Source organism: Streptomyces chlorus, assembly GCF_042655885.1.
Taxonomy (GTDB): Bacteria; Actinomycetota; Actinomycetes; order Streptomycetales; family Streptomycetaceae; genus Streptomyces; species Streptomyces chlorus.
This window is the reverse complement of record NZ_JBHSOA010000025.1, coordinates 181,698-197,743: the sequence shown is the minus strand read 5'-3', so window position 1 is coordinate 197,743 and position 16,046 is coordinate 181,698. Positions and strand designations below refer to the sequence as shown.

Annotated in this window: 13 protein-coding genes; 7 read left to right on the top strand and 6 right to left on the bottom strand. The window is 70.7% G+C overall.

Annotation, left to right across the window (positions count from 1 at the left end; all coding sequences use genetic code 11):
- Nucleotides 1-57 precede the first annotated feature (57 nt).
- The 3 genes from ACFPZI_RS12425 to ACFPZI_RS12415 all read right to left on the bottom strand — a co-directional run bounded on the left by ACFPZI_RS12425 (nucleotide 58) and on the right by ACFPZI_RS12415 (nucleotide 3,468).
- On the bottom strand, nucleotides 58-879 hold the full coding sequence (locus tag ACFPZI_RS12425) for an ABC transporter permease (RefSeq protein ID WP_381362209.1): 822 nt from the start codon (nucleotides 877-879) through the stop codon (nucleotides 58-60).
- Nucleotides 880-977: 98 nt separating this feature from the next.
- Nucleotides 978-1,952 carry an ABC transporter ATP-binding protein gene (locus ACFPZI_RS12420; protein WP_381362934.1) on the bottom strand — a complete coding sequence of 325 codons (975 nt, stop codon included), beginning with the start codon at nucleotides 1,950-1,952 and terminating at the stop codon, nucleotides 978-980.
- A gap of 304 nt (nucleotides 1,953-2,256) precedes the next feature.
- Nucleotides 2,257-3,468, bottom strand: coding sequence for an NYN domain-containing protein (locus tag ACFPZI_RS12415; protein ID WP_381362207.1), 1,212 nt, complete (start codon nucleotides 3,466-3,468; stop codon nucleotides 2,257-2,259).
- A gap of 280 nt (nucleotides 3,469-3,748) precedes the next feature.
- Between ACFPZI_RS12415 and ACFPZI_RS12410 the strand changes: the two genes are divergently transcribed.
- The gene (locus ACFPZI_RS12410; protein WP_381362204.1) at nucleotides 3,749-3,913 is read left to right on the top strand and encodes a hypothetical protein; all 165 of its coding nucleotides are present in this window, start codon (nucleotides 3,749-3,751) and stop codon (nucleotides 3,911-3,913) included.
- A 121-nt stretch (nucleotides 3,914-4,034) separates the two neighbouring features.
- Here ACFPZI_RS12410 and dnaE read toward each other — a convergent pair whose 3' ends face one another.
- On the bottom strand, nucleotides 4,035-7,574 hold the full coding sequence (gene dnaE, locus ACFPZI_RS12405) for a DNA polymerase III subunit alpha (RefSeq protein ID WP_381362201.1): 3,540 nt from the start codon (nucleotides 7,572-7,574) through the stop codon (nucleotides 4,035-4,037).
- A gap of 260 nt (nucleotides 7,575-7,834) precedes the next feature.
- Here dnaE and ACFPZI_RS12400 point away from each other — a divergent pair, with 260 nt between their 5' ends.
- From ACFPZI_RS12400 to ACFPZI_RS12380, 5 genes are all read left to right on the top strand, one after another.
- Nucleotides 7,835-9,160 carry a DUF2252 domain-containing protein gene (locus ACFPZI_RS12400; protein WP_381362198.1) on the top strand — a complete coding sequence of 442 codons (1,326 nt, stop codon included), beginning with the start codon at nucleotides 7,835-7,837 and terminating at the stop codon, nucleotides 9,158-9,160.
- A 99-nt stretch (nucleotides 9,161-9,259) separates the two neighbouring features.
- Nucleotides 9,260-9,976 carry a hypothetical protein gene (locus tag ACFPZI_RS12395; RefSeq protein ID WP_381362195.1) on the top strand — a complete coding sequence of 239 codons (717 nt, stop codon included), beginning with the start codon at nucleotides 9,260-9,262 and terminating at the stop codon, nucleotides 9,974-9,976.
- Between the two features lie 101 nt (nucleotides 9,977-10,077).
- The gene (locus tag ACFPZI_RS12390) at nucleotides 10,078-10,917 is read left to right on the top strand and encodes a thioredoxin domain-containing protein (RefSeq protein ID WP_381362193.1); all 840 of its coding nucleotides are present in this window, start codon (nucleotides 10,078-10,080) and stop codon (nucleotides 10,915-10,917) included.
- Between the two features lie 126 nt (nucleotides 10,918-11,043).
- Complete coding sequence (locus ACFPZI_RS12385; protein ID WP_381362190.1) at nucleotides 11,044-11,436, top strand: hypothetical protein; 393 nt, start codon at nucleotides 11,044-11,046, stop codon at nucleotides 11,434-11,436.
- 104 nt (nucleotides 11,437-11,540) lie between these two features.
- Nucleotides 11,541-13,226: an alkaline phosphatase D family protein gene (locus ACFPZI_RS12380; RefSeq protein ID WP_381362188.1), complete on the top strand. Its 1,686-nt coding sequence runs from the start codon at nucleotides 11,541-11,543 to the stop codon at nucleotides 13,224-13,226.
- A gap of 52 nt (nucleotides 13,227-13,278) precedes the next feature.
- Here the strand turns inward: ACFPZI_RS12380 and ACFPZI_RS12375 are convergent, their stop codons facing one another.
- On the bottom strand, nucleotides 13,279-13,857 hold the full coding sequence (locus tag ACFPZI_RS12375; RefSeq protein ID WP_381362185.1) for a dienelactone hydrolase family protein: 579 nt from the start codon (nucleotides 13,855-13,857) through the stop codon (nucleotides 13,279-13,281).
- 173 nt (nucleotides 13,858-14,030) lie between these two features.
- Between ACFPZI_RS12375 and ACFPZI_RS12370 the strand changes: the two genes are divergently transcribed.
- A complete protein-coding gene (locus ACFPZI_RS12370; protein ID WP_381362182.1) occupies nucleotides 14,031-15,206 on the top strand; it encodes a mechanosensitive ion channel family protein in 1,176 nt (391 codons plus the stop codon).
- 72 nt (nucleotides 15,207-15,278) lie between these two features.
- Here ACFPZI_RS12370 and ACFPZI_RS12365 read toward each other — a convergent pair whose 3' ends face one another.
- A complete protein-coding gene (locus ACFPZI_RS12365; protein WP_381362180.1) occupies nucleotides 15,279-16,025 on the bottom strand; it encodes an SDR family NAD(P)-dependent oxidoreductase in 747 nt (248 codons plus the stop codon).
- Nucleotides 16,026-16,046 lie beyond the last annotated feature (21 nt).

Sequence of the window (16,046 nt, the reverse complement as noted above, 5' to 3'; positions counted from 1 at the left end):
TGCCAGGCCCGGCTGTGCGGCGTGACACGGACAGGTCACCGACGGGTCACCGACGGATCAGCGGACGGCGGCCCTGCGGTACGCCCAGGTCGCCACGGCCAGTGAGAGCACGCCGACCACCCCGCACACGGCGAGGTCGCCGAGGACCAGCGCCCAGTCGGGATGCGGCGCGAAGGTCCGTGCGAAGGCCTCGACCCCGTACGTCGACGGCAGCAGGCCCCGGACGACGCGTACCGCCTCCGGCAGCCGCTCCGCCGGCAGCACGCCCAGCAGCAGCGCCGCCGACATGCCGAGCTGGCCGAGCAGTGTGGCGAACTCGGGCCGCGGCGCGAGCAGCCCCAGGGCGGCCCCCAGCCCGGCGAGCGCGGCACCCGACAGCGGGATCACGGCGGCCAGCACCCACAGATGCGCCAGCGGCAGTCCGAACAGTACGCATCCGAAGGCCGCGGTCACCACGGTCCCCGGCACGGTGAACGAGGCGTAGGCGCCGGCCGCGCCCAGCACCACCGCGGCCGGCGGGACCGGCAGCGTCGCGTAGTGGTCGAGTCCGCCGCTGGCCCGTAGCTGTCCGAAGTACTGCGCGAGCAGGTTGAGCGCGACGAAGGCGACGACCAGGACGGCCGATCCGGCCACCACCGCCCGCGCCTCCGAGCCGCCGTCCACGACCCCGCGCATCAGGATCATGATCCCGACGGACTGGAAGGTCGCCACGAACAGCAGCGGGATCCGCGCCACCCGCGCCCGGGAGAGCTGCGCCCGGTACACGGCCGCCAGCGACGGCCACAACCGCGCCCGGGGACCGAGCACGGCCGGCTGCGGCACGGTCTCCTCCGCGGCCAGGACGGCGCCCGGCAGGACATCGGCGGGTACGACACTCACGTCGCGCTGCTCCCCTTCGCTCGGAGGTTCGCCCGGATCCACTCCGGCAGTCGTCCTGTTCCGTACGGGTACGGCGCCCGGTGCACTCAGGGGCCCGCTCATGCCTTCACCAGCCCCTGCCGCACGGCACCGCCCAGCGCCAGGTACACGTCCTCCAGACTGGGCGTGGTGAGCGTGAAGTCGTCCAGGGCGGCGAAGGCGGCGCCGCCGGTGACGGTGGCGACGACAGCACGGGCCTCCTCCGGCCCGAGCCGCAGCGTCCAGCGGCGGCCGGACTCGACGGCGCGGTCCTGGAGCGCGGCGACCTCCGGTACGTGCAGCGGGGCCGTCTCGCGCCACACCAGGTCGACCCGGACCTCGCCCGCGACCTGCTCCTTCAGCCCGGACGGGCTGTCGCAGGCGATCACCCGGCCCCGGTCGAGCACGGCGACCCGGTCGAGCACGGTCTCGGCCTCGATGACGTTGTGGGTGACCAGCAGCACGGTGGTGCCCTGCTCGGCCCGGCGCCGGTCGACGGCGGACCACACGGCGCGCCGCGCGATCGGGTCCATGCCGGCGGTGGGTTCGTCGAGCACCAGCAGGGGCCGCTCACCGACCAGTGAGGCGGCGAAGCAGGCGAGCCGGCGCTGGCCGCCGGACAGCTTCTTCAGGGGGCGCGCGGCGATCGGGGTGAGCCCGAGTTCGTCGAGGACGTCGTCCCGCTCCGCGCACGCCCGCTTCGCGTCGAGGCCGCGCAGTCGCGCGGTGGTCTCGACGGCGAGCGACACGGTCAGCTCGTCGAGGGCGGTGGACTCCTGCCCGAGGTAGGCGAGGATCCGCGCGGCCCGCTCGGGGTGGCGCACGATGTCGTGACCGAGGATCCGGACGCTGCCGCGGTCGGGTCGCATCAGTCCGGTGAGCTGGCGTACGAGGGTGGACTTGCCGGCGCCGTTCGGCCCGAGCAGTCCGAAGATCTCACCGCGCCGGACGTCGAGCGCGACGTCGTCGGTGGCCCGGACCTCGGGGGTCGCCGGCACTCCGCGGCGCCCGCGGGCCGCCGGATAGGTCTTGGTCAGCCCGCGCACCACGCACACGATGTCACTGTCGTGCCGGAATGCCTGTACCGCGCGCGTACTCACAAAGAACGAGACTACGGGGTCCGCGGCCTTCTTCCACTCCCGGGGCCACCGACCACCGCGAATCCACCTGGCCATGGCGTGACGTCCCGCACGGGTTGCGCTGCGCCGCGATCGGCGCGCCGAGGTGCGGTGCCGGGGCCCGCGAGCCCGGCCTGATCCACACGTCAGGCCCTAGCCCGCCGCAAGGCACCGGCCCGTCCCGGCGCGGGGCCGCACGGGCGCGGCACCGCGCTGTGCGTGCCCGGCCCGGGTGCCGAGGTCAGTCCCCGACCGGGGCGCGGTCCGTCCCCGTGCGTACGTCCAGCTCGCGCCAGAAGCCCGCACGGATGGCGTACCGGTCGCGTTCGTCGATCTGGTCGTCCTTGTGGGCGAGCAGGCCGAAGCGGGCGGCGTAGCGCAGCAGTTCGCCGTCGACGCGGTGCGGGATGCGGGGGTACATGCCGGACAGCTTCTGGATGCCGCTCTGGTCCCCCAGCCGCTCCACCCAGCGGCGGGCGAAGACCTGCCCCACCTCGAAGGGGTCCCCGCCGACCGTGGTGATGTCCTCCTCACGGTCGGCCCACCGCTGCTCCGCCGTGGTCAGCTGGGCGAGCGTCGGCATCGAGGCGGCCTCGAGGGGTTCGGCGACGGGCCGGTCGACCCAGCCCTTGTCGGAGGACCAGCGCAGGGTGGCGGACTGCGGCTGGTGGGGGTGCGGGGCGCCGGGGCCGCGCAGGGCCGCCAGGTCCTTGGGAGTGGGTACGCCCTTGACGGCGGGCGCCCGCTCGCCGGTGCCGTTGTGTCCGGCGGCGGCCGGGTGCGGCGACTCCTGGGCGGCCGACTCCTCCCCCGGGGCGGGCGCGGACTCCGGCAGCGGGGCGGAGAGGATCGCGGCGATCTCGGGACGGGCGGTGGGGGCCGGCGCGCACACGCCGGAGTAGTCCTCCTTGGCGCGCACCGCCTTGGTGATCCAGGCACGGTCCAGCACCCGGCGTTCGTCGGCCTCGGCAACCAGGTCCTCGGACTGGTTGTAGTCGCCGTCGGCGGCCTGGACGGCCCACAGGTGGACGGCGACACCGTGCTCCTTGGCCGCCATCATGCCGGGCAGCAGGTCGCCGTCGCCGGTGACCAGGACGATGTCGGAACAGGCGCGGTTGCGGGCCAGCTCGGTCAACTCGGCGTGCATGGCGGCGTCGACGCCCTTCTGCGCCCAACGGCCGTCGCTGCGGGTGAGCGCGCCCAGCCGGACGGTGACCCTGGGCATGACCCGCAGCCGGCGGTGCTCGGGCTGCGGCACCCGGTCGGGGGCGCCGTCGAACCAGTAGATGCGCAGCAGGGGCCGGCTCGTGTCGGACTCGGCCCGGTCGCGCAGCCCTTGGATGAGGGCGGCGTGATCGACGGTGATCCGGGACCGCGAGGGCTCCCCGGCGAGGAGACTGGCGGCGGCCCCCAGCAGATACCCGGCGTCCACCAGGACGATGCAGCGGTCCACGCGATCCACCCTCTTTCCGGGAGGTTTGCTTCGGGCTTGCTTCGAGTCTGCCCGACCACGCCGGGGTTAACGGCCCGAACTCGATCTTCGGCGTGGCGTTTCCATACTTCCTTAGCCGACCCGCCCTGTCACACACGGTAATTGTCCGACATGCGGCGACTCTTCCGCCATGTGAGTCTGGTTCCGGTCCTGGCCCCAGGGCCTCTCGTCCGGATCGGGCCCCGCGGAGCCCGGCAGGATCCGGACGAGAGGCCTTACATTCCCCACAGGAGGCACCACCATGGCCAAGAACAAGAACCGTGAACGGAAGCAGCCGCAGACCGGACGCGCCCAGCAGGCGGCGCAGCATCCCTCCGCGGAGCCGCAGACCGAGCAGCACGGCCCGCAGATCACTCCCGGAGAGGTCGCCCGCAAGGGCAGGGAGAAGCGCTTCGGCCACAACTGACGCCCGCGCGGTGGGCTCTTGAGCCCCGCACACGGCATATGCAGAGGGGTGCGCCCGTCACCGGGTGCACCCCTCTTGGCCGTCGGTCTCGTCGGTCGCCCGGCCCCGTCCGCCGGGCCGGTCAGCCCGCCAGGCAGGACGGGCCGAGGAGGACCTTGAGGTCGCCGAACAGGGCGGGGTCCGGCTTCACCCGGTGCCGGTCCAGGCGCAGCACCGTCGTCTTCGTCGGCCCCTGGAGCTTGATGCGCACCTCGCTGTCGCCCTTGTGGTGGCCGAGGATCTCACCGAGGCGGCTGACCATCGGCGGGGTGACCCTGGTCGCCGGGATGGTGAGCACGACGGGCGCGTTGGTGCCCGCGTTGGACAGGTCGGGCACCTGGAGTTCCATGGCGACCAGGCGCGGCACGTCCTCGCGCTTGTCGAGCCGGCCCTTGACGAACACGACGGCGTCCTCGACGAGTTGGGTCGAGACGAGCTGGTAGGTCGCGGGGAAGAACATGCACTCGATGGCCCCGGCGAGGTCCTCCACGGTGGCGATCGCCCAGGCGTTGCCCTGCTTGGTCATCTTGCGCTGGAGGCCGGAGATGATGCCGCCGATGGTGACCACCGCGCCGTCGCCGAAGTCGCCGCCGGTGAGCTGGGAGATGCCCGCGTCGGCCTTGTCGGACAGGACGTGCTCCAGTCCGAACAGCGGATGGTCGGAGACGTACAGTCCGAGCATCTCCCGCTCCTGCGCGAGCAGGTAGGTCTTGTCCCACTCGTCGTCGGTGAAGGCGACGTCGAGGCCGAAGCCGGGCTCGCTGGTCTCCTCCTCGCCCATGCCGCCGAAGAGGTCGAACTGTCCCTCGGCCTCCTTGCGCTTGACCGCGACCACGTTGTCGATCATCGGCTCGTACTGGGCGGTGAGGCCCTTGCGGGTGTGCCCCATGGAGTCGAAGGAGCCCGCCTTGATCAGCGACTCGGTGGTCCGCTTGTTGCAGACGACCGCCTCGACCTTGTCGAGGTAGTCCGGGAAGGAGTCGTACTTCCCCTTGGCCTTGCGGCTCTTGATGATCGACTCGACGACGTTGGTGCCGACGTTGCGGACCGCCGAGAGGCCGAAGAGGATCACGTCGTCGCCCTGCGCGGCGAAGTTCGACTCGGACTCGTTGACGTTCGGCGGGAGCACCTTGATGCCCATGCGGCGGCACTCGTTGAGGTAGACCGCCGACTTGTCCTTGTCGTCCTTGACCGAGGTGAGCAGCGCGGCCATGTACTCGGCCGGGTAGTTCGCCTTGAGATACCCGGTCCAGTACGACACCAGTCCGTACGCGGCGGAGTGGGCCTTGTTGAACGCGTAGCCGGCGAAGGGGACCAGCACGTCCCACAGGGCCTGGATCGCCTCGTCGCTGTAGCCGTTCCTCCGGGCGCCCTCCTGGAAGAGGACGAAGTTCTTCGCCAGCTCCTCCGGCTTCTTCTTGCCCATCACGCGGCGGAGGATGTCGGCCTCGCCGAGCGAGTAGCCCGCGATGATCTGGGCGGCCTTCTGCACCTGCTCCTGGTAGACGATCAGGCCGTAGGTGACCGACAGCACCTCCCGGAGCGGCTCCTCCAGCTCCTTGTGGATCGGCGTGATCTCCTGGCGGCCGTTCTTGCGCTCCGCGTAGTTGATGTGCGAGTTCATGCCCATCGGGCCCGGCCGGTAGAGGGCCGAGACGGCGGAGATGTCCTCGAAGTTGTCGGGCTGCATCTGGCGGAGCAGCGAGCGCATCGGGCCGCCGTCGAACTGGAAGACACCGAGGGTGTCACCGCGGCAGAGCAGTTCGAAGGTCTTGGGGTCGTCCAGCGGGAGGTCGAGCATCTCCAGGTCGATGCCCTTGTTGGCCTTCACCATCTTGATGGCGTCGTCCATGATCGTGAGGTTGCGCAGGCCCAGGAAGTCCATCTTCAGGAGGCCGAGCGACTCGCACTGGGGGTAGTCCCACTGGGTGATGGTCACGCCGTCGGTGTGCCGCACCCAGATCGGGGCGTGGTCGACGATGGGTTCGCTGGACATGATCACGCCGGCCGCGTGCACACCCATCTGCCTCACGAGGCCCTCGACGCCCTTGGCGGTGTCGATGACCTTCTTCACGTCCGGCTCGTTCTCGTACATCGCGCGGATCTCGCCGGCCTCGTTGTAGCGCGGGTGCGAGGGGTTGGTGATGCCGTCGAGGTCGATGCCCTTGCCGAGGACGTCGGCGGGCATGGCCTTGGTGAGCCGGTCGCCCATGGCGTACGGGTAGCCCAGCACGCGCGCGGAGTCCTTGATGGCGTTCTTCGCCTTGATCTTGCCGTAGGTGCCGATCATGGCGACCTTGTCGGCGCCATACTTCTCGGTGACGTAGCGGATCACCTCGACGCGCCTGCGCTCGTCGAAGTCGATGTCGACGTCGGGCATGGAGACGCGCTCGGGGTTGAGGAACCGCTCGAAGATCAGGCCGTGCGGGATCGGGTCGAGGTCGGTGATCCCCATGGCGTAGGCGACGATCGAGCCGGCCGCGGAGCCGCGGCCGGGGCCGACCGCGATGCCCTGCTTCTTGGCCCACATGATGAAGTCGGCGACGACGAGGAAGTACCCGGGGAAGCCCATCGAGATGATGGTGTCCATCTCGTACTCGACCTGCTTCATGCGGTCGTCCGGGATGCCGCCCGGGAAGCGGCGCTGCATGCCGCGCAGGGTCTCCTCGCGGAACCAGCTGACCTCGGTGTACCCCTCGGGGATGTCGAACTTGGGCATGAGGTCGCGCTTCTCGAACATGCCCGTGGTGTCGACCATCTCGGCGATCAGCCTGGTGTTGGCGCAGCCCTGCTGCCAGGCGTCGGAGGAGTCGATGGCGTACATCTCGTCGGTGGACTTGAGGTAGTAGCCGGTGCCGTCGAACCGGAAACGGTCGGGGTCGGAGAGGTTCTTGCCGGTCTGGATGCACAGCAGCGCGTCGTGGGCGGTCGCCTCGTGCGCGTAGGTGTAGTGCGAGTCGTTGGTGACCAGGGGCGGGATACCCAGTTTCTTCCCGATCTCCAGCAGGCCGTCACGGACCCGGTGCTCGATGTCGATGCCGTGGTCCATCAACTCCAGGAAGTACCGGTCCTTGCCGAAGATGTCCTGGTAGTCGGCGGCGGCCTTGAGCGCCTCGTCGAAGTGGCCGAGGCGCAGCCTGGTCTGGACCTCGCCGGAGGGGCAGCCGGTGGAGGCGACCAGCCCGGTGGACCACTTGGCGATGGTCTCCTTGTCCATCCGGGGCCACTTCTGCAGCCAGCCCTCGGCGTACGCGTCGGAGGAGAGCCGGAAGAGGTTGTGCAGGCCCGTGCTGTCGACCGCCCAGATGGTCTTGTGGGTGTAGCCACCCGAGCCGGAGACGTCGTCCCGCTTCTGGTGCGGCTGGCCCCACTGGATCTTGCGCTTGGTGCGCCGCGACTCGGGCGCGACATAGGCCTCGATCCCGATGATCGGGGTGACTCCGGCCTTCTGCGCGGTGTGGAAGAAGTCGTACGCGCCGTGCAGGTTGCCGTGGTCGGACATGGCGATGTGGCTCATGCCCATCTCGTTGCAGGCGTTGAACATGTCCTTCAGCCGCGCGGCACCGTCCAGCAGTGAGTACTGGGTGTGGACGTGCAGGTGCGTGAACGGCGTCTTCGACACGGTTCGGCCTCCGAGGATGAATGCTGCGGCGCGGAGCGCCCCGTCCAGAGGGATGGTCGGGCGGCGGGTGGACACTCGGCGACGGGCAGGCGGACAGTCTGGTGGTCAGCGTCGAAGTCTATGCCCCGGCACTGACACTCGAGGCTCCCCGCGACGTACCTTCGGGCGAGCGGCGTGGGCACTCAGGTGACGTGCCGCACGTTGCCCCGGGGGACGGATCAGCCGTCCCCGAAACGTCCCGTACCAGGAGGCACTCAGCGATGTCGGTCCCGCAGCTCAACGACGAGCACCGCGGCGAGGAGATTCTCGCTGTTCTCGACACCGCCTTCGGCGAGCTCCTGGCCGCCGATCCTGCCGCCTTCCGCGTGAAGTTCCGGAAGATGGCGGCCTCGGCCTTCGCGTTCTACCGGGGCACGGCGTGTCTCTTTTACCATGATCTGGATGCCGAGAAGCGCGGCGGACCGTACCTGGACGACCGGACGTCCCGGGTGTGGATCCACGGCGATCTGCACGCGGAGAACTTCGGCACGTACATGGACTCCAACGGCCGTCTGGTCTTCAATGTCAACGACTTCGACGAGGCCTACGTCGGCCCCTTCACCTGGGACCTCAAGCGCTTCGCCGCCTCCATGGCGCTGATCGGCTATGCGAAGGCGCTCAGCGACGAACAGATCACCGAGCTGGTGCGGATCTACACGGCCGCGTACCGGGAGCGGATCCACGCCCTGGCGACCGGCGCGAAGAGCGACGAGGTGCCGCCGTTCACACTGGACACCGCACAGGGCCCGCTGCTCGACGCGCTGCGCGACGCCCGCTCGCTGACCCGGTTCGGGCTGCTGGACTCGATGACCGTCATCCATGACTTCGAACGCCGCTTCGCCTCCGGCGGCGGCGCGGTCGAGCTCGACGCCGCCACCCGCTACAAGGTCCTCGCCGCCTTCGACGGCTATCTGGAGACACTGCCGGAAGCGTCGCTGGCCCGTCCGGACTCCTACCGGGTGAAGGACGTCGTGGGCCGCCGGGGCGTGGGCATCGGCTCGGCCGGGCTGCCGTCGTACAACATCCTGCTGGAGGGGCACAGCGACGCCCTGGAGAACGATGTGGTGATCTACATCAAGCAGGCGCAGACGCCGGCCGTCTCCCGGCACATCACCGACCCGTCGATCCGGGACTACTTCCAGCACGAGGGCCACCGCACGGTGATCTCGCAGCGCGCCCTGCAGGCGCACGCCGACCCGTGGCTGGGCTGGACCGAGCTGGACGGCGCGGGGCAGCTGGTCGCGGAGGTCTCGCCGTACGCGGTGGACCTGGACTGGGGCGACATCGACGAGCCGGAGGAGATCGCCCAGGTCGTCGCCGACCTCGGCCGGGCCACGGCCACGATGCACGCGGCGGCGGACGACACCTCCGGCGAGTCCCTGGTGCCGTTCTCCACCGAGCGCGCCATCGACGCGGCGATCGCGGCCGACGAGGAGGGGCTCGAGCCCCTGCTGGTCGACTTCGCGCACAGCTACGGCGCCCGTGCGCGCGGTGACCACCAGATCTTCCTGGACCTGTTCCGCAACGGCAGGATCCCGGGACTGTGACTTTCCCGTCGCTCCGGGAGGCCCCGGAGCGACGGAATCCCGTCAACCGGAACCCTTTAGGGATCCCTTACCGGAGCGCATGACAGACTCGGTCCCACCATGGACATATCCGGAACCCCGTTCAGAGCCGTGCGCGCGGCGCTGTTCACGACCGTGGTCGTGACCCTCAGCACCGCGTCGCACGTGCTGCTGTCCGGGGCTCCCCTGCCGTTGAGCACGGTGACGGTGATCGCCGTCGCCGTGTTCGTCCTGGCGTACGCCCTCGCGGGCCGGCCGCGTTCCTTCGGGCGGATCGCCGCCCTGCTGATCCCGCTGGAGCTGGCCGCCGACACCGTCTTCACCACCGGCCAGCACGTCTGTTACGGCCGGATGGGCGGCCCGGTCGCGGGCCCGCTGCGCTCGGTCGGCTTCGACGTACTGTGCGGCGACGGCGCCGGCGTGGGCGCCCCGCTGACGCGGGTGGCCGGCACCGCGGCCGACGGCGGTGACCGGTTTGCCGGGCTGCTCGCCCAGGCCGACCCGGCCACCGCCTGGCTGCTGCTCGGCGCGCACATCGGCGTCGGCCTGTTCGCCGCCGCCTGGCTGCACCGCGGCGAGCGGGCGCTGGCCCAGCTGCTGGGCGCGGTGACGGCGACGGCTTCGACAGCGGTCCGGCCGCTGATGCTGGCCGTTTCGGCGGTGACCGTGCACCGGGCCCCGAAGATCCGTCGGCCGGTCCGCCCTGCCCACCGGGCCATCACGGCCGTGGACCGGTTCCTCGTGCACTCCCTGGGACGGCGTGGACCGCCGTGCTCCACCGCCACCGCCCTCGCCTGAGACGACTCGGCCCCGGCGTCGGCGGCATGTCCGAGCATCCGTAGTCCCCCCTAAACATCCCGCACACAGTGCTGTGCGCGTCCCCAGTGGAGAGCATCACCATGAGCAAGCGGAACACCCAGGCGGCGAAGACGGCGGCCCGTGAGCGTCTGCGCGTCGAGCGCGAGCGCGACGCCAAAAAGGCCAAGATCAAGCGTCAGCTGCTCGTCGCCACGACGATCGTCGGCGTCCTGGCGATAGCCGGCGGCATCGGCTACGGGATCGTCCAGGCCAACAAGCCCAGTCACTGGGAGGCGCTGAAGGACGACAAGGTCGTCGCCCCCGCCAACACCACGGGCACGAACGGCACCACGGTCGTCATCGGCGAGGACAGCGCCAAGAAGACCCTGAAGCTCTACGAGGACCCTCGTTGCCCGGTGTGCGCCAGTTTTGAGCAGACCGTCGGTGAAACCCTCGAGAAGGACGTGGAGGACGGCAAGTACAAAATCCAGTTCGTCGGTGGCACCTTCCTCGACGGCGACTCCATGGAGGACGGCAAGATCGGCTCCAATGGTGAGGGCTCCAAGAGCGCGATGAGCGCCATGGGCGCCGCGTTGAACGTCAGCCCCGAGGCCTTCCTCGACTACAAGAGCGCGCTCTACTCGGCAAAGTGGCACCCGCAGGAGTCCACCGACAAGTTCAAGGACGACGACTACCTGATCGAGATCGCGACCTCGGTTCCCGACCTCAAGGGCAACAAGACGTTCGAGGACGCCGTCAGGAACGGCACGTACGACGCGTGGGCGCTGGCGATGTCGAAGACCTTCGACACCAACAAGGACGACGTCAACGGCACCCCGAGCCTCGTCATGGACGGCAAGATGCTGACCACTCCCAGCGGCAACCCGCCCATGTCGGTGGCCGACTTCAGGACGGCGGTCGACGCGGCCCTCAAGGCCTGACCGGATCCCGTCGGCTTCGGTCCACCGCCGTTCCGGCCGTGGACCGAGGCCGGAAAAGATCTTTGACACACTCCCCCTCCTGGCATATGCATGCCATGACCATTTCAGCAAAGAGGGGGAAGTAGCATGACTCTTCGCGTGAAGCCCGTCATGGGCGCGCTGCTCGCCGGCGCGACCGCCGTCCTGTTCGCCGCCGGCCCGGCCGCGGCAGGCACCGACGTCTACGTCGACACCACGGACCCGTTCAACGGCGGCGCCGCCGGGTTCGTGGCGGAGGGCGAGATATTCACCGTGTGCGACAACCGGGCCGACGGCATGCGGGCGAGTGGCCACATCGGCTGGCTCGACTCGAAGGCCTCCCACTGGGTGCCGCTGGAGGACGCCGACGGCGCCGGCAACGCCTGCGGACGCAAGAACCTGTCCATCGGCGAGGGCATCACCGTGACGGTCGAGATCTGCCTCAAGGACGGGGCGAACGGCACCCCGAAGTACTGCGCCACCAAGCGCGGCAAGGCCTGACACGACCACCCCGCCCGCCGGGGCGGGGAACGTCGGGCGAAGGGCGGGCGGACTTCGGTGAGTTCGCCCGCTCTGGCATGTACTGATCACTATCCTGATCGACTGTGACCACTCGACACAGATCACCCGAGAGCACCGTCTCCGCCACCGCGGACGCCAACGTCCTGGCTCCGCGCCGCCGTTCGGTCGTCAAGGCGGCCGCCGCGACCGCGGTGCTCGCCGTATCGCTCACCTCCGCGCCGCCCGCCCGTGCCGCCACCACCGCGGCCCCCGTCTTCCTGCACGGGGTGGCCTCCGGCGATCCGCTGCCGGACGGTGTCCTGCTGTGGACGCGCGTGACGCCGACGCCGGAGGCGACACCCGGCTCCGGCCTCGGCCCGGACACCGAGGTCGGCTGGACCGTCGCCCTGGACAAGGCGTTCGGCACCGTCGTCGCGAAGGGCTCGACCCGCGCCACCGCCGCCTCCGACCACACCGTCAAGGCCGACATCCGCGGCCTCCGGCCCGCCACCGACTACTGGTTCCGTTTCTCCGCCGGCGGCACCGACTCCCCTGTCGCCCGTACCCGCACCGCCCCGGCCGCCGACGCCGCGGTGACCGGTCTGCGCTTCGGCGTGGTCTCCTGCTCCAACTGGGAGGCCGGTCACTTCTCGTCGTACCGCCATCTCGCGGCCCGCGGCGACCTGGACGCCTGGCTGCATCTCGGCGACTACATCTACGAGTACGGCACCGGCGAGTACGGCACCCGTGGCAGGACCGTCCGCCCGCACGCGCCCGCCCACGAGATCGTCACCCTCGCCGACTACCGCATACGGCACGCGAAGTACAAGACCGACCCCGACCTCCAGGCGCTGCACGCCAAGACGCCGGTCGTGGCGATCTGGGACGACCACGAGTTCGCCAACGACGCCTGGTCGGGCGGCGCGGAGAACCACACCGAGGGCGCGGAGGGCACCTGGGCCGCACGTCAGGCCGCGGCCAAGCAGGCCTACTTCGAGTGGATGCCGGTGCGCCCCGCGCTGGCCGGCACCACCTACCGCCGGCTGCGTTTCGGCAGGCTCGCCGACCTCTCGCTGCTGGACCTGCGCTCCTTCCGCTCCCAGCAGGTCTCGTTCGGCAGCGGCGAGGTCGACGACCCGGACCGTACGCTCACCGGCCGCGCCCAGCTCGACTGGCTGAAGTCGGGGCTGTCGGCGTCCGACACCACCTGGCGGCTGGTCGGCACCTCGGTGATGATCTCGCCGCTCGCCCTCGGCGCGCTGCCGGCCAGTCTGCTGAAGCCGCTCGCCAAGCTGCTGGACCTGCCGCAGGAGGGTCTCGCCCTCAACACCGACCAGTGGGACGGCTACACCGACGACCGCCGGGAACTCCTCACCCATCTGCGGACGAACGCGATCCGCAACACGGTCTTCCTCACCGGCGACATCCACATGGCGTGGGCCAACGACGTGCCGGTGAACGCGGGCACTTACCCGGCCTCCGGGTCGGCGGCCACCGAGTTCGTCGTGACCTCGGTCACCTCGGACAACCTCGACGACATCGTCAAGGTCCCCGAGGGCACCGTCTCCGCGGTCGCCTCCCCGCTGATCAAGGCCACCAACCGGCACGTCCAGTGGGTCGACACCGACCGCCACGGCTACGGCGTGCTGGACATCACGTCCGAGCGGGCGCAGATGGACTACTACGTGGTGTCCAGCCGCACCGACCCGGGCGCCACGTCCACGTGGGCGCGCTCCTACCGGACGCTCAGCGGCACCCAGCGGATCGAGCGCGCCGCCCGTCCGGTCTGACCCGCCCGGTCTGACCCGCCGGCTCGAGCCGCGCGTCCTTCGCTTCTCCTCGTCAGTCGTCCTCCAGCGAAGCGAGGAAGCCGAGCGCCACCCGCCAGGTGGCCTCGGCGGCCTCCTCGTCGTGGTCCGGCAGGTCGGGGTCGGTGTAGACGTGACCGGCCCCGGCGTACCGGTACACCTCGACGTCGGCTCCGGCGCGGCCCATCTGCAGATACCAGGCGCTCAGCCAGTCGTCGGTCTCGAACGGGTCCGGCTCGGCGACATGGAGCTGTACCGGCAGACCGTCCACCGCCGCGTTCGCCGCGATGTCCGACGTGCCGTGCAGGAGCAGCAGCCCGCGCGCCCGGCCGTCGCCGAGGGCCAGCGTCTGGGCGACGGAGGCGCCGAAGGAGAACCCGGCGTACACCAGCCCCCGCTCCGAGTAGGGCGCGGCGGCGAGCACGGCACGCCTGAGCAACTCGTCCCTGCCGATGGTTTCCTGGTGGGCCATGCCTTCCTCGACCGTGTCGAACGTACGGCCCTCGAAGAGGTCGGGCGTCCACACCTCGTGTCCGGCGCCGCGCAGCCGGTCCGCGGCCGCGGACACCGCGGGCCGCGGGCCGTAGGTCGAGTGAAACAGCATGATGTTCATGAGGCCCATGGTGCCAGCCGGGTCCGACAGCCGGTGCCTGCCGCTGTCGCGATCCGGGGCGCCGGCCGGCGCACCGACCCGGTACACCGGTCTCGTGCCACGGCACCGGCCCTACCCACGGCGCCGCGGATGTCACATGTTCACTGCGCGCGAGGCCGGTTAGGTTCGAGGACATGGAAGACGTGCTCCGCCCCCTGATCGTGTTCGGCGGCTCGGTCGTGCTCACCCTGACGCTCGGCTGGGCCACCGACCGACTGCTGCGCAAGGCCGACGCCCGGCACCCCGAGACTCCCCTGTGGGAACTGCTCCGGCGCGGCCGCATCCCCTACCAGCTGCTCCTCTGCGCGGCCCTGCTGAGAGGTTCGTTCAGCGAGGCGCAGCTGTTCGAGGACCACCGGGAGAGCATCGGCCGGGTGCTGACGCTGGTGCTGATCGGGTCGGCCGCCTGGCTGGTGATCCGGATCGCGGCGGCCGTCGTCGAGACCTCGTACACCCGGTACGCCAACGTGCACCGCGAGCGCGACCCTGCCAGGGTCCGCCGGGTGCGCACCCAGGTGACGCTGATCCAGCGGGTCGTCTCGGCGATCGTCGCCGTGGTGGCGGTGGCCGCGATGCTGCTGGCCTTCCCCGCCATGCGCGCGGCCGGCGCCTCGCTGCTGGCCTCGGCGGGCATCCTCGGCATCGTCGCCGGTGTCGCCGCCCAGTCCACGCTCAGTAACCTGTTCGCCGGGCTGCAGATCGCCTTCGGCGACATGGTGCGCATCGGCGACACGGTCGTGGTGGACGGCGAGTGGGGCACGGTCGAGGAGATCACCCTGACCTTCCTCACGGTGAACACCTGGGACGAGCGCCGGATCACCATGCCGGTGTCGTACTTCACGTCCAAGCCGTTCGAGAACTGGTCCCGCGACTCCCCGCAGATGACCGGGACGGTCATCTGGCATCTCGACCACCGGGCCCCGCTGGACGCGATGCGCGACCGGCTCCGCGACATCCTGCGCGAGTGCCCGGCCTGGGACGGCCGCGCCTACAACCTGACCGTCGTGGACACCACGCCCAGCACCATGCACGTGCGGGCCCTGGTGACGGCCAAGGACGCCGGCGACATATGGACGGTACGGGTCGAGGTCCGCGAGCAGATGATCCGCTGGCTGGCCGAGCAGCATCCCTACGCCCTGCCTCGCATCAGCACCGCCCCGGCCGACCCGGCACCGGTCCTCGACAGGAGCCATCACTCCCCCGGTGGCGCCGCCGGCATCACCCGTCCCCCCGGTATCCCCGGCCCCTCCGGTCCCCCGGAAGGCGGGGCGCCCGCCCACGACCCGCAGGGCGCGGCGCAGGAGCACTGACGGCGCTTCAGAGCCTGTCGGGTGACCTTCGATCGGGTGTGCACACCCGATCGAAGGTCACCCGACAGGCTCTCAGTGGCCGCGTTCGGCGCCGCCGTTGACCTGGATGATCTGCGAGGTGATGTGTCCGGCGCCCGGGGAGGCCAGCCAGTGCAGGGTGGCGGCCACGTCCCCGGGCTCCCCGGCCCGCCCGTCCGCGGTCTCGGCGACCAGCTCTGCCCGCCGCTCCCCGTCGATGCCGTCGCCGAAGAACGCGGTGTCCTCGATGTAGCCGGGCGCGACCACGTTCACCGTGATGCCGTGCGGCCCCAGCTTCCGGGCGAGGTCATGGGCGTACGGATGCAGCCCGGCCTTGGCCGCCGCGTACGCGCTCTGCCCGGAGCCCCGGTAGGCGGCGATGGAGCTGAGGAACAGCACCCGTCCGCCGGGCTCGGCGAGCCGGTCCTTCAATGCCTCCGTGAGCAGGACGGCGGTCAGCAGGTTGAGCCGGAAGTTGACCGTCCAGTGGCGGGCGACGGCGTCGAGCGGATCGTCCGCCCCGGCCTGGCGTTCGAGGAGGCCGTTGCCGCCGGCGCTGTGGATCAGTACGTCGACGGCCCCGAACTCCCGGCCGACGTAGCCGGCGACGCCCCGCACGGCGACCGGATCGGCGAGGTCGGCGGCGTACACCTCGGCCCCCCGCACCTCGGCCCCGGCCCGCTCCAGGACGTCCCCGCGCCGCCCGAGCAGCAGCACCCGGTCCCCGTCGGCGGCGAAGACCCGTGCCGCCGCCAGCCCGATTCCCGTACCGCCCCCGCTGATCACCACGTTCCGCGTCATGCCCCGACCTTACGAGCGGAA